This is a genomic window from Streptomyces sp. UNOC14_S4, assembly GCF_020740835.1.
Taxonomy (GTDB): Bacteria; Actinomycetota; Actinomycetes; order Streptomycetales; family Streptomycetaceae; genus Streptomyces.
In genome coordinates, this window is record NZ_JAINFC010000178.1 from 1 (window position 1) to 13,678 (window position 13,678).

At 72.2% G+C, this 13,678-nt stretch carries 11 protein-coding genes; all 11 read right to left on the minus strand.

What is annotated here, in order from left to right; all coding sequences use genetic code 11:
• A partial coding sequence (locus tag K6I34_RS17675) for a glutamate synthase subunit beta (RefSeq protein WP_229327234.1) occupies positions 1-1,425 on the minus strand: 1,425 nt, incomplete at its 3' end.
• Entirely contained in the window at positions 1,418-6,007 is a 4,590-nt protein-coding gene (gltB, locus tag K6I34_RS17680; RefSeq protein WP_229327235.1) for a glutamate synthase large subunit, read from the minus strand. The genes gltB and K6I34_RS17675, both read right to left, overlap by 8 nt.
• 307 nt (positions 6,008-6,314) lie before the next feature.
• Positions 6,315-7,046 (minus strand): VIT1/CCC1 transporter family protein, encoded by a 732-nt coding sequence (locus K6I34_RS17685; RefSeq protein ID WP_229327236.1) that lies wholly within the window; start codon positions 7,044-7,046, stop codon positions 6,315-6,317.
• Between the two features lie 420 nt (positions 7,047-7,466).
• The gene (gene lgt / locus K6I34_RS17690) at positions 7,467-8,330 is read right to left on the minus strand and encodes a prolipoprotein diacylglyceryl transferase (protein WP_229327237.1); all 864 of its coding nucleotides are present in this window, start codon (positions 8,328-8,330) and stop codon (positions 7,467-7,469) included.
• 105 nt (positions 8,331-8,435) lie between these two features.
• Entirely contained in the window at positions 8,436-9,218 is a 783-nt protein-coding gene (locus K6I34_RS17695; RefSeq protein ID WP_229327238.1) for a thioredoxin domain-containing protein, read from the minus strand.
• Positions 9,219-9,282: 64 nt separating this feature from the next.
• On the minus strand, positions 9,283-10,098 hold the full coding sequence (trpA, locus tag K6I34_RS17700) for a tryptophan synthase subunit alpha (RefSeq protein ID WP_229327239.1): 816 nt from the start codon (positions 10,096-10,098) through the stop codon (positions 9,283-9,285).
• On the minus strand, positions 10,098-11,360 hold the full coding sequence (gene trpB / locus K6I34_RS17705; protein ID WP_229327240.1) for a tryptophan synthase subunit beta: 1,263 nt from the start codon (positions 11,358-11,360) through the stop codon (positions 10,098-10,100). Before trpB ends, trpA begins: the two co-directional genes overlap by 1 nt.
• A 101-nt stretch (positions 11,361-11,461) precedes the next feature.
• The gene (gene trpM / locus K6I34_RS17710) at positions 11,462-11,704 is read right to left on the minus strand and encodes a tryptophan biosynthesis modulator TrpM (protein ID WP_229327241.1); all 243 of its coding nucleotides are present in this window, start codon (positions 11,702-11,704) and stop codon (positions 11,462-11,464) included.
• 7 nt (positions 11,705-11,711) lie between these two features.
• Positions 11,712-12,521, minus strand: a complete 810-nt coding sequence (gene trpC / locus K6I34_RS17715) for an indole-3-glycerol phosphate synthase TrpC (RefSeq protein ID WP_229327242.1) — start codon at positions 12,519-12,521, stop codon at positions 11,712-11,714.
• Between the two features lie 259 nt (positions 12,522-12,780).
• Positions 12,781-13,191 carry a DUF2752 domain-containing protein gene (locus K6I34_RS17720; RefSeq protein ID WP_229327243.1) on the minus strand — a complete coding sequence of 137 codons (411 nt, stop codon included), beginning with the start codon at positions 13,189-13,191 and terminating at the stop codon, positions 12,781-12,783.
• Between the two features lie 99 nt (positions 13,192-13,290).
• Positions 13,291-13,521, minus strand: coding sequence for an HGxxPAAW family protein (locus K6I34_RS17725; protein ID WP_229327244.1), 231 nt, complete (start codon positions 13,519-13,521; stop codon positions 13,291-13,293).
• Between the last annotated feature and the right edge of the window lie 157 nt (positions 13,522-13,678).

Below are 13,678 nucleotides of genomic sequence, written 5' to 3' on the forward strand. Positions count from 1 at the left end.
GGCCGGGAGGGTGCTGGCGCCGGTGAGGTAGCGGTCGACGCCGCGGGCGGCCGAGCGGCCTTCCGCGATGGCCCAGACGATCAGGGACTGGCCGCGCCCGGCGTCCCCGGCCACGAACACGCCGGGCACGTTCGTGGCGAAGTCGGCGTCGCGGGCGATGTTGCCGCGCGCGTCGAGGTCGAGGCCGAACTGCTCGACGAGGCCGTTCTTGACGTCGGTGCCGGTGAACCCCATGGCGAGGGTGACGAGTTGGGCCGGGATGCGGCGCTCGGTGCCGGGCTTCTGTTCGAGCTTGCCGCCGGTGAACTCGACCTCGACGAGGTGGAGCCACTGGACGTTGCCGTTCTCGTCGCCCTCGAAGTGCGTGGTGGAGACGGAGTAGACGCGCTCCCCGCCCTCCTCGTGGGCCGAGGTGACCTTGTAGAGCATGGGGAAGGTCGGCCAGGGCTGGCCGGCGTTCCGCTCCTCCCCCGGCCTGGGCATGATCTCCAGCTGGGTGACGGAGGCGGCGCCCTGGCGGTGGGCGGTGCCGACGCAGTCGGCGCCGGTGTCGCCGCCGCCGATGACGACGACGTGCTTGCCCTCGGCGGTGATCGGGGAGACGGTCAGGTCGCCCTCCTGCACCTTGTTGGCCAGCGGCAGGTACTCCATGGCGTAGTGGACGCCCCCCAGTTCCCGGCCGGGCACGGGCAGGTCGCGGGAGGTGGTGGCGCCCGCGGCGATCACGACGGCGTCGTAGCGCCTGCGCAGTTCGGCGGCGTCGATGTCGCGGCCGATCTCCACCTCGGTGCGGAACTTGGTGCCTTCCGCGCGCATCTGCTCGATGCGGCGGTTGATGTGGCGCTTCTCCATCTTGAACTCGGGGATGCCGTAGCGGAGCAGGCCGCCGAGGCGGTCGGCGCGCTCGTAGACGGCGACGGTGTGGCCGGCCCGGGTGAGCTGCTGGGCGGCGGCCAGGCCCGCGGGGCCGGAGCCGATGACGGCGACGGTCCTGCCGGAGAGGCGCTCGGGCGGCTGGGGGGTGACGTCACCGGCCTCCCACGCCTTGTCGATGACGGTGACCTCGACGTTCTTGATGGTGACGGGCGGCTGGTTGATGCCCAGCACGCACGCGGCCTCGCAGGGCGCGGGGCAGAGCCGTCCGGTGAACTCGGGGAAGTTGTTGGTGGCGTGGAGCCGTTCGCTGGCGGCGCGCCAGTCGTCGCGGTAGGCGTAGTCGTTCCACTCCGGGATGAGGTTCCCCAGCGGGCAGCCGTTGTGGCAGAAGGGGATGCCGCAGTCCATGCAGCGCCCGGCCTGCTTGCCGATGACGGGGAGCAGGGAGCCGGGGACGTGAACCTCGTTCCAGTCCTGGACGCGCTCGGCGACGGGGCGGGTGCGCGCGGTCTCGCGGCCGGTGGTGAGGAAGCCCTTGGGGTCAGCCATGGTGCGCCGCCTCCATCATCTTCTCGTGGGTCTCGCTCTCGGAGAGCCCTGCTCGCTCGGCGGCGTCCTTGGCGGCGAGCACTGCCTTGTAGGTGGGCGGGACGACCTTGCTGAAGCGCCGCGCGGCGGTGTCCCAGTCGGTGAGGAGGGCGGCGGCGACGGTGGAGGCGGTCTCCTCGTGGTGGCGGCGCACGACGTCGTGCAGCCACTGCCGGTCGGCGGCGTCGAGGGGTTCGACGGCGGCGGCCAGCTCCTTGTTGACGTGGTCGGGGTCGAGGTCGACGACGTACGCGACGCCGCCGGACATGCCCGCCGCGAAGTTGCGGCCGGTCTCGCCGAGGACGACGGCGCGGCCGCCGGTCATGTACTCGCAGCCGTGGTCGCCCACGCCCTCGGAGACGACGGTGGCGCCGGAGTTGCGGACGCAGAAGCGTTCGCCGACGCGGCCGCGGAGGAACATCTCACCGCCGGTGGCCCCGTAGGCGAGGGTGTTCCCGGCGATGACGGAGTACTCGGCGAGGTGGTCGGCGCCGCGGTCGGGGCGGACGACGACACGGCCGCCGGAGAGGCCCTTGCCGACGTAGTCGTTGGCGTCGCCCTCCAGACGGAGGGTGATGCCGCGGGGCAGGAAGGCGCCGAAGGACTGGCCCGCGGAGCCGGTGAAGGTGATGTCGATGGTGCCGTCGGGCAGGCCGTCGCCGCCGAAGCGCTTGGTGACGTGGTGGCCGAGCATGGTGCCGACGGTGCGGTTGATGTTGCGGATGGGGAGCTGGGCGCGCACGGGGCGGGCGTCCTCGGCGCTCGTGGCGGCGAGGGCGTCGGCGGCGAGCTCGATCAGCTGGTTGTCGAGGGCCTTGGCGAGGCCGTGGTCCTGGTCGGTGACCCGGTGCCGGACGGCGCCCGCGGGCAGTTCGGGCACGTGCAGGAGCGGTGCGAGGTCGAGGCCCTGGGCCTTCCAGTGGCCGACGGCCCGCCGGACGTCGAGGAGTTCGGCGTGGCCGACGGCCTCCTCCAGGGTGCGGAAGCCCAGCTCGGCGAGGAGCTCGCGGACCTCCTCGGCGATGAACTCGAAGAAGTTGACGACGAATTCGGCCTTGCCGGCGAACCGCTCGCGCAGCACCGGGTTCTGGGTGGCGATGCCGACGGGGCAGGTGTCGAGGTGGCAGACGCGCATCATGACGCAGCCGGAGACGACGAGGGGCGCGGTGGCGAAGCCGAATTCCTCGGCGCCGAGCAGCGCGGCGACGACCACGTCGCGGCCGGTCTTGAGCTGGCCGTCGGTCTGCACGACGATGCGGTCGCGCAGGCCGTTGAGCAGCAGGGTCTGCTGGGTCTCGGCGAGGCCGAGCTCCCAGGGGCCGCCCGCGTGCTTGAGGCTGGTGAGCGGGGAGGCGCCGGTGCCGCCGTCGTGGCCGGAGATGAGGACGACGTCGGCGTGGGCCTTGGAGACGCCCGCGGCGACGGTGCCGACGCCGACCTCGGAGACGAGCTTCACATGGATGCGCGCCTCGGGGTTGGCGTTCTTGAGGTCGTGGATGAGCTGGGCGAGGTCCTCGATGGAGTAGATGTCGTGGTGCGGGGGCGGGGAGATCAGCCCGACGCCGGGGGTGGAGTGCCGGGTCTTCGCGACCCAGGGGTAGACCTTGTGGCCGGGCAGCTGGCCGCCCTCGCCGGGCTTGGCGCCCTGGGCCATCTTGATCTGGATGTCGTCGGCGTTGACGAGGTATTCGCTGGTGACGCCGAAGCGGCCGGAGGCGACCTGCTTGATGCTGGAGCGGCGGGCGGGGTCGTGGAGGCGCTCGGGGTCCTCGCCGCCCTCGCCGGTGTTGGACTTGGCGCCCAGCCGGTTCATGGCGATGGCGAGGGTCTCGTGGGCCTCGCGCGATATGGAGCCGTAGGACATGGCGCCGGTGGAGAAGCGCTTGACGATCTCGCTGACGGGCTCGACCTCGTCCAGCGGGACGGGGGTGCGGCCGCTCGCGAAGGAGAACAGTCCGCGCAGCGTCATCAGCCGCTCCGCCTGCTCGTTCACCCGCTGCGTGTACTGCTTGAAGATGTCGTAGCGGCGGGCGCGGGTGGAGTGCTGGAGCCGGAAGACGGTCTCGGGGTCGAAGAGGTGGGGCTCGCCCTCGCGGCGCCACTGGTACTCGCCGCCTATCTCCAGGCGGCGGTGGGAGGCGGCGATGCCGGTGGCGGGGTAGGCCTTGGCGTGCCGGGCCGCGACCTCCTGGGCGACGACGTCGAGGCCCGCGCCGCCGATCTTGGTGGCGGTGCCGTCGAAGTACGTGCCGACGAAGGACTCCTCGAGCCCGACGGCCTCGAAGACCTGGGCGCCGCGGTAGGAGGCGACCGTGGAGATGCCCATCTTGGACATCACCTTGAGGACGCCCTTGCCGAGCGCGTGGATCAGGTTGCGGATGGCCTGCTCGGGCTCCAGGCCCTCGATGAACGTACCGGCGCGGACGAGGTCCTCGACGGACTCCATGGCCAGGTACGGGTTGACGGCCGCGGCCCCGTAGCCGATGAGGAGGGCGACGTGGTGGACCTCGCGGACGTCCCCGGCCTCGACGAGCAGGCCCACCTGGGTGCGCTGCCTGGTGCGGATGAGGTGGTGGTGGACGGCGGAGGTGAGCAGCAGCGAGGGGATGGGGGCGTGTTCGGCGTCCGAGTGCCGGTCGGAGAGGACGACGATCCGGGCGCCGTCCGCGATGGCGGCGTCGGCCTCGGCGCAGATCTCGGCGAGGCGGGTGCCCAGGGCCTCTCCCCCGCCCGCGACGCGGTAGAGGCCGGAGACGGTGGCGGCCTTGAGGCCGGGCAGGTCGCCGTCGGCGTTGATGTGGATGAGCTTGGCGAGCTCGTCGTTGTCGATGACGGGGAAGGGCAGGGTGACGCTGCGGCAGGAGGCGGCGGTGGGCTCCAGGAGGTTGCCCTGCGGGCCGAGGGAGGAGACCAGGGAGGTGACGAGCTCCTCGCGGATGGCGTCCAGGGGCGGGTTGGTGACCTGGGCGAAGAGCTGGGTGAAGTAGTCGAAGAGGAGCCGGGGGCGGGCCGAGAGCGCGGCGATCGGGGAGTCGGTGCCCATGGAGCCGATGGGCTCGGCGCCGGTCCTGGCCATGGGGGCGAGGATGACGCGCAGCTCCTCCTCGGTGTAGCCGAAGGTCTGCTGGCGGCGGGTGACCGAGGCGTGGGTGTGCACGATGTGCTCGCGCTCGGGGAGGTCGCCGAGTTCGATGAGCCCGGCGGACAGCCAGTCCTGGTAGGGCTGTTCGGCGGCGAGCTGTGCCTTGATCTCGTCGTCCTCGATGATGCGGTGCTCCGCGGTGTCGACGAGGAACATGCGGCCGGGCGTCAGACGGCCCTTGCGGACGACCCTGGCGGGGTCGATGTCGAGGACGCCGACCTCGGAGGAGAGCACGACGAGGCCCTCGTCGGTGACCCAGTAGCGGCCGGGGCGCAGGCCGTTGCGGTCGAGGACGGCGCCGACGAGGGTGCCGTCGGTGAAGGTGACGCAGGCCGGGCCGTCCCAGGGCTCCATGAGGGTGGAGTGGTACTGGTAGAAGGCGCGGCGGGCCGCGTCCATGGAGACGTGGTTCTCCCAGGCCTCGGGGATCATCATCAGCACGCTGTGCGGCAGGGACCGGCCGCCGAGGTGGAGCAGTTCCAGGACCTCGTCGAAGCCGGCGGAGTCGGAGGCGCCGGGGGTGCAGACGGGGAGGATCCGCTCCAGGGCCGCCTCCCCGCCGCGCCCATGGTCGGCAGAGCCGAACAGGTCGCTCGCCAGCTGGGATTCGCGGGCGCGCATCCAGTTGCGGTTGCCCTGGACGGTGTTGATCTCTCCGTTGTGGGCGACGAAGCGGTACGGGTGGGCGAGCGGCCAGCTCGGGAAGGTGTTGGTGGAGAAGCGGGAGTGGACCAGGGCGATGGCCGTGGCGAAGCGGCGGTCGGAGAGGTCCGGGAAGAAGGGCTCCAGCTGTCCGGTGGTGAGCATGCCCTTGTAGACGAGGGTGCGGGCGGAGAGCGAGGGGAAGTAGCTCCCGGCCTCGCGCTCGGCGCGCTTGCGCAGGACGAACGCCTTGCGGTCGAGGGCGATCCCGGTGCTCGCGGCGTCGGTCGCGTCGGCGACGAACAGCTGCCGGAAGTCGGGCATGGTGGCGCGGGCGCCGGCGCCGAGGAGTTCGGGGGCGACGGGGACCTCGCGCCAGCCGAGGACGGTCAGGCCCTCCTCGGCGGCGATCGTCCCGATCCGCGAGACGGCGTCGGCGGCGGCGTCCGGCTCGGCGGGGAGGAAGGCGATGCCGACGGCGTAGGCCCCGGCCGCGGGGAGTTCGAAGGGGACGGCCTCGCGGAGGAAGGCGTCCGGTATCTGGAGCAGGATGCCCGCGCCGTCGCCCGAGTCGGGCTCGGAGCCGGTGGCACCGCGGTGCTCCAGGTTCCGCAGGACGGTGAGGGCCTGCTCCACGAGCGCGTGGCTCGCCTCGCCGGTGAGGGTCGCGACGAATCCGACGCCGCAGGCGTCGCGTTCGTTGCGGGGGTCGTACATCCCCTGCTGGGCGGGGTGGGATGCGGCAAACACAGGGCGCATCGGGCCTCCCGTCGTCGTCGTGGCAGTCATGGCGTGCATGTGCCGAGGGACGACGTTGGCCCTCTGCGAGAAAAGTTGACGCAGATTACATGATGACGGGCTTCTCGAAAAGCGGAAGCCACGGTCCAGCATGTGGACGTCACAGACGAGGTGGCAACCGCGGAAGCCGTGGGATCGCCCGGCCCGGCCGTGCCGGACACAGCGCTGTGCGGGCGGCGTTGCCCGCTGCGCTTCCGGATTGTGCCCGATCGTCAAGGGCTTGAAACGGCGCGGTAACGCGGACGTTATGCGGCAGCCCGCATAAGCATCACCCCAAAGCGGTGCCGAAGGCAATACCGAGGAGGTAAGTCACACCGGCGGCGGCCCCGCCGAGCAGCAGCTGGCGCAGTCCGCTGAACCACCAGCCGCGCGCGGTCACCCGGGCCACGACGGCGCCGCAGGCGAAGAGTCCGGCCAGCGCCAGCAGCACCGCGGGCCAGAGCTGGGTGGCCCCCAGCAGGTACGGCAGCAGGGGCAGCAGGGCGCCGAGCGCGAAGGAGCCGAAGGAGGAGACGGCCGCGACCATGGGCGACGGCAGGTCGGACGGGTCTATGCCGAGCTCCTCGCGGGCGTGGATCTCCAGCGCCTGCTCGGGGTCGCTGGAGAGCTGCCGGGCGACCTCGCGGGCCAGCTTCGGCTCGACGCCGCGCGAGACGTAGAGGGCGGCGAGCTCCTCCTGCTCGTCGGCGGGGTGCTTGCGCAGCTCGCGGCGCTCCACGTCCAGCTCGGCGAGGACGAGTTCGCGCTGCGAGGCGACGGAGGTGTACTCGCCCGCGGCCATGGAGAACGCGCCCGCGGCGAGGCCGGCCAGGCCGGCGATCACGATGGTCTGGGACGATGCGGATCCGCCTGCGACGCCCGACATCAGCGAGACGTTGGAGACGAGTCCGTCCATGGCACCGAACACGGCGGGGCGCAGCCAGCCGCCGTTCACGTCGCGGTGCGTGTGGTTGTCACGGTGGGCGATGTGAGGTGCCTCAACCGCATCGAGGACAGACATTGCTCCGGGTGCTCCCTTCCCCATGGGGCGGGCCTCTTGCGCACTCGCCCCCCTGCGGTTCGAAGGTACGCACGAAGGGGGCACCGGCGCTAGCAAGGAAGGCCGAACTTACCTCTCTGACCTGGGGCTTTGTCGTGGCCGCGTCGAAAATTGGGGGCGAGGGCGGGGGTGCTGCGGCGCGCCGGTAAGCCGCACCTTCGCGCTCCGCGCGCCTACCGGGATGCCTCCTGTCGCGCGGCCGCAGGTCCGTTATGGGGCGCCCCGATAGGGGCGCGGGGAACTGCGCGGCCCGCCCCCACCGGCCCGCAGCCGCGAAGCGAGCCCGGGCGGCAGCCCAGTAGGCGCACCGGACCACACGCCGCACAAAAACGGGGCCCGGGGCACAGCCCCGAACCCCGTCGCGTCAGCGCCGCGCGCGCGTCAGCTCTTCGCCACCGACTCCGTGGGCGAGGGCTCCTCCTCGCCCACGGCCGGTTCCACGACCTGCTCCCGCCCCGGCCGCTTCTTCGCCGAAATGACCATGTACGCCACCGCCGCGGCGAACATCACGATCGCCGTCCAGCCATTGAGCCGCAGCCCCAGGAAGTGGTGCGCGTCGTCGACGCGGAGGTACTCCGTCCAGAAGCGCCCCACCGTGTAGGCCGCGACATAGAGCGCGAAGGCCCGACCGTGGCCGAGCGTGAAGCGGCGGTCGGCCCAGATGACCACGGCCGCGACGAGCAGGCACCACAGGGATTCGTAGAGGAACGTCGGGTGGTACGTCCCGGCGAGCCGCCCGATCGCCGGGTCCGCGTCGATCTTGAGGGCCCAGGGCAGGTCGGTCGGCTTGCCGTAGAGCTCCTGGTTGAACCAGTTGCCCCAGCGGCCGATGGCCTGGGCCACGGCGAGGCCGGGGGCGAGGGCGTCCGCCCAGGCGGGGAGCGGGATGCCCCGGCGGCGGCAGCCGATCCAGGCGCCGACGGCGCCGAGCGCGACCGCGCCCCAGATGCCGAGCCCGCCTTCCCAGATCTTGAAGGCGTTCACCCAGTCGCGGCCCTCACCGAAGTACAGCTCGTAGTCGGTGATCACGTGGTAGAGCCGCCCGCCCACGAGGCCGAACGGCACCGCCCACACGGCGATGTCGGCGACCGTCCCGGCCCGTCCGCCCCGTGCGATCCAGCGCCGGTTGCCGAGCCAGACGGCGACGAAGACGCCGATGATGATGCAGAAGGCGTAGCCGCGCAGCGGAATGGGGCCGAGGTGGACCACTCCGGTCGACGGGCTGGGAATGTAAGCGATGTCCATGGCAGCTCCGACGCTACCTTGCCGGACCGCGCGGTGGACAACCCACCTGGCACAACGGCTGCGTAACGCCTCTCCCGTCCTGGTCGGAGCCGGTGGGCCCGGCCGTCAGCCCTTCTCGGCCGCCGCGATCATCTGCCGCAGCTTGTCGGGGGTCAGTGGGTTGGCCTGGTCCCCGTAGACGCTCTTGCCGTTGATCAGGACCGTGGGCGTGGCACGGTAGGAGGACTTGTCGAAGGTCTCGTTGGACTTCTTCACCCAGGCGTCGTGCGTGCCGTCCGTGACGCACTTCCGGAAGGCCGGGGTGTCCAGCCCCTGGACCTGCCCGGCGAGCTGGATCAGGCGCGGCTTCTTGCCGTAGGCGTCGTCCGTCTCCTGCGGCTGGTTCTTGTAGAGCACGTCGTGGTAGCCGGTGAACTTCCCGGCGTCCTGCGCGCAGGCGGCGGCGTTGGCGCCGTTGATCGAGCCGCTGCCGCCGAGGTTCTTGTCGATCAGGGTGACCAGGTGGTACTCCGCCTTGAGCTGCCCCTTGGCCTCCAGGTCGTGGATGGTGTCGCGGAAGCCGTTCTCGAACTGGGCGCAGGCGGGGCAGCGGAAGTCCTCGTAGACGGTCATGGTGGACTTCGCCGCGGTCTGCCCGACGGGGATGGTCATGGTGTCCTTGCCGGAGGCGCCCTGCGGGGCGACCAGCGGGCCGGACGCCTGCTGCTTGTGGTGCTTGCCCACGGAGGTGACCCACACGGCGATCCCCCCGCCGACGGCGAGGACGGCCACCAGCGCGCCGGCGACCTTGGCCTGCCGCCTCAGCTTGCCCCGGGCCTCTTCCTTCCGGCGCTGTTCCTGCAGGCGCTCGCGGGCGCTGCGCTTGCCCTCAGAGTTCTTCTGGTTCACGCCCCGGTAAACGAACCGGGGGCACGGCTCTGCGCGCCCCCGGTCGTCGGTTCCACCAAAAGAGTTACGAGCGCCCGCGCACACCCGCGGCGAGTTCACCCGCGAGGGTGCGTACGGCGTCGAGGCCCGATTCCAGGTCGGGGGCGTCCAGCAGGCGCTTGACGAACGCCGAGCCGACGATGACGCCGTCGGCGAACTCGGCGACCTCCCGGGCCTGTTCGGCGTTGGAGACGCCGAGGCCGACGCAGACGGGCAGCTCGGTCACGGCGCGGGTGCGGCGCACCAGGTCCTGTGCCTCGCGGCCGACGGACTCCCGGGTGCCGGTGACGCCCATGAGGGACGCCGCGTAGACGAAGCCGGTGCCCGCGGCCGTGATCCTGGCCAGCCGCTCGTCGCGGCTGCTCGGCGCGACCACGAAGACCGTGGCCAGGCCGTGCTGCTCGGCGGCCTTGCGCCAGGTCTCGGACTCCTCGACCGGCAGGTCGGGCAGGATGCAGCCCGCTCCCCCGGCGGCGGCGAGGTCGGCGGCGAAGCGCTCGACCCCGTAGGCGTCGACCGGGTTCCAGTAGGTCATGCACAGCACCGGGGCGCCGGTGGCGGCGTGCGCCTCGCCGACCGTGCGGATCACGTCGGCGATCCGGACGCCGCCGCGCAGGGCGATGTCGTCGGCGGTCTGGATGACCGGGCCGTCCAGGACGGGGTCGCTGTGCGGGAGGCCGACCTCGACGATGTCGCAGCCGCCCTCGATCATCGCGGTGATCGCGCGCACGCCGTCCGCGACGGTCGGGAAGCCGGCGGGGAGGTAGCCGACGAGAGCGGCGCGGTTCTCCGCCTTGGCCGCCGCCAGCACGGAGCTCAGCCCTTCGATGTTTCCCGCCATCACTTGGCCCCCTTGTTCTGCTCGCCCTGCTCGTCGTACAGCCCGAAGTAGCGGGCCGCCGTGTCCATGTCCTTGTCGCCGCGTCCGGAGAGGTTGACGAGGAGCAGCCCGTCGGGGCCGAGTTCCTTGCCGACCTCCAGGGCGCCCGCGAGCGCGTGGGCGCTCTCGATGGCCGGGATGATGCCCTCGGTGCGGGAGAGCAGGCGCAGGGCCTGCATGGCCTCGTCGTCGGTGACGGCGCGGTACTCGGCGCGGCCGATGTCCTTGAGGTAGGAGTGCTCCGGGCCGATGCCGGGGTAGTCCAGGCCCGCCGAGATCGAGTACGGCTCGGTGATCTGGCCGTCCTCGTCCTGGAGGACGTAGGAGCGGGAGCCGTGCAGGATGCCGGGCGTGCCCGCGGTGAGGGTGGCCGCGTGCTCGCCGGTGGTGACGCCGTGGCCGCCGGGCTCGCAGCCGATCAGGCGTACGCCGGTGTCGGGCAGGAAGGCGTGGAAGAGGCCGATGGCGTTGGAGCCGCCGCCGACGCAGGCGAGGGCGGCGTCCGGCAGGCGGCCGGCGCGCTCCAGGATCTGCTTGCGGGCCTCGACGCCGATCACGCGGTGGAAGTCGCGGACGAGGGTCGGGAAGGGGTGCGGGCCCGCGACCGTGCCGAAGAGGTAGTGGGTGCGGTCGACGTTGGCGACCCAGTCGCGGAAGGCCTCGTTGATGGCGTCCTTGAGGGTGCGGCTGCCGGACTTCACGGCGATGACCTCGGCGCCGAGCATCCGCATGCGGGCGACGTTGAGCGCCTGGCGCTTGGTGTCGACCTCGCCCATGTAGACGGTGCACTCCAGGCCGAAGAGCGCGCAGGCGGTGGCGGTGGCGACGCCATGCTGGCCCGCGCCGGTCTCGGCGATGACGCGGGTCTTGCCCATGCGCTTGGTGAGCAGCGCCTGGCCCAGCACATTGTTGATCTTGTGGGAGCCGGTGTGGTTGAGGTCCTCGCGCTTGAGGAAGACACGGGCGCCGCCCGCGTGCTCGGCGAAGCGCGGCACCTCGGTGAGGGCGCTGGGGCGCCCGGTGTAGTTGACCAGCAGGTCGGCCAGTTCGGCGGCGAAGGCGGGGTCGGCCTTGGCCTTCTCGTACTCGGCGGCGACCTCGTCCACGGCGGCGACGAGGGCCTCCGGGATGAACTTGCCGCCGAACGCGCCGAAGTAGCCGGACGCGTCGGGGACCCGGCCTTCGGGGTCGGGAACGAAGAGTTCGGAGGATTCAGAGGACACGGCAGTGACTCCTGACGGGAATGAGGACAACGGGCGGGTGGCGGGCGTACAGGCGTACAAGGGCCCGCGCGGGCGCGAGAGCGCCCATACCCGGAAGACGGCTAGAGCGCGGCGGTGCCGCGCCATCGCATCCCGTTGATCTGTCCCGGCTCACAGCCGATGTGGTACCGCACGCGGCGGCCGCGGACGCGGCGCGCCGGGGCGCGGCAGCCACGGGGACGGCAGCCCCGGGCCAGCCGCGCGTAGGAGTCCTGGGCCGCCGGTGCGGCGTGCCCGGCCGCGCGCATGCCGACGGCGGCCGGGCGGGGGCCCGGGGCCGTGCGGCGGATGCGGCGGCGCGTCATCGGCGGGTCAGCTCCGTCCGTGCCGGAGGGCGGGGTGGGCGCCCGCCGCGACGAGGTCGGCCACGGCGCCCTTGGGGTCGCGGCCGGTCACCAGGGACTCGCCCACCAGGACGGCGTCGGCGCCGTCGTTGGCGTAGGCGATGAGGTCGTGCGGGCCGCGGACACCGGACTCGGCGATCTTGATGATGTGGTCCGGGATCTCGGGCGCGACCCGGGCGAAGTTGCCGCGGTCCACCTCGAGGGTCTTGAGGTTGCGTGCGTTGACGCCGATGATCCGGGCGCCCGCGTCGACCGCGCGGTGGACCTCCTCCTCGTCGTGCACCTCCACGAGCGGGGTGAGGCCGATGGACTCGGCGCGCTCGATGAGGGAGACGAGGGCCTCCTGCTCCAGGGCCGCGACGATCAGCAGGGCCAGGTCGGCACCGTAGGCGCGGGCCTCCCACAGCTGGTAGGCCGTGACGATGAAGTCCTTGCGGAGGACGGGGATGTCGACCCGGGCCCGGACGGCCTCCAGGTCGGCGAGGGAGCCGCCGAAGCGGCGCTGCTCGGTGAGGACGCTGATGACGGAGGCGCCACCGGCCTCGTAGTCCGCGGCGAGCCCGGCGGGGTCGGCGATCGCGGCGAGCGCGCCCTTGGACGGGCTGGAGCGCTTGACCTCGCAGATCACTCCGACGTTCTCCCCGCGGAGGGCGGCGGCGCCGTCCTTGGCCTGCGGGGCCTTCGCCGCCCGCTCCTTGAGCTCGTCGAGCGTGACGCGCGCCTGCCGCTCCGCGAGGTCGGCACGGACTCCGTCGATGATCTCGTCGAGCACACTCACGCGAGCGGCCCCCTTCCGGACTCGGATGGTCTGGGCTGGTGCGGCGGAAAACGCTTCACCAGGCATGGTGATGGTACTTGCCGGAGGACGAAGCGGTTGCATCCGGTTGACGGCTTTGCCGTCATGGGTGAGCATTCCCCCGCGTGGTGGCTTCTCGAACCGTGATCGGGCCCACTCCTTTGCGCCTACCGGGCCGCCTCTTGCGCTCGGCACGCGACTGCGGGTCCGGTGGGAGCTGGTCGCGCAGTTCCCCGCGCCCCTATCGGGGCGACAGTGCCGCCCCCAGCGGCAGGTTTCGTACGACCGTGAAGGCCAGGACCAGCGTGGCCGCCGCCCACCAGTGCGTCGCCCGCAGCGGGAGTCGTAGGCCTTCCCTTCCCCGGAGCGCTGCGGTCACCCAGGCGACCCACAAGGCGGCGAAGGCCGCGTACCCCGCCACCGCGAGCGCGTTGGCGCCCAGGGCCGTGGTGAGGTCGCCGTGGGTCAGGGCGTGGGTGCCGCGCAGGCCGCCGCATGCCGGGCAGTAAAGACCCGTCCAGCGCAGCAGCGGGCAGACGGGGTAGTGCCCCGGCCGGTTGGGGTCGACGGCCCCCACGTACGCGAAAGCCGCCCCGGCCCCGGTGAGGACACCGAAGGGAGCGGCGAGACGGCGCGCGAGGCTGCTGTGCACAGCTCACAGTGTCCGCCGGGGCACACGAAGGCGCAGCTCAGGACCGACGACCGGGTGCGTCGGGCCGGGACCGCGCCTGTGCGGCGGGCGGAGCGTGGCTCAGCTCTGGGTCTGCGGCTGAGCCTTGGCGCCGCCCTTGGGCACCATGCCCATGCCCATCAGGCGCATGATGCCGCCGACGACGCCGCCGAGCAGGACGATGCCGATGCCCACCCAGAAGCCGGCCGGCTTGGCCGCCACCATGAACGCGCCGCCGACGCAGAAGCCGATGAAGGAAATGATGACACCGGTCCAGGCGGCCGGGGTGTGTCCGTGGCTGCTACCCGCCATGACTTTGACTCCTCGTTGCTGTGGCGCGCCCGCGGGCGCGGAGAACGCTCATGGTCATTGTCCCCGACGTGCGAGGGCGACGTGAGTCGGGGGTGGGGCGTGTCACCGGGCGGTGCCACCGGGTGCCGCGCCGGACTCGCCGGTGGGGTCCTCGCCG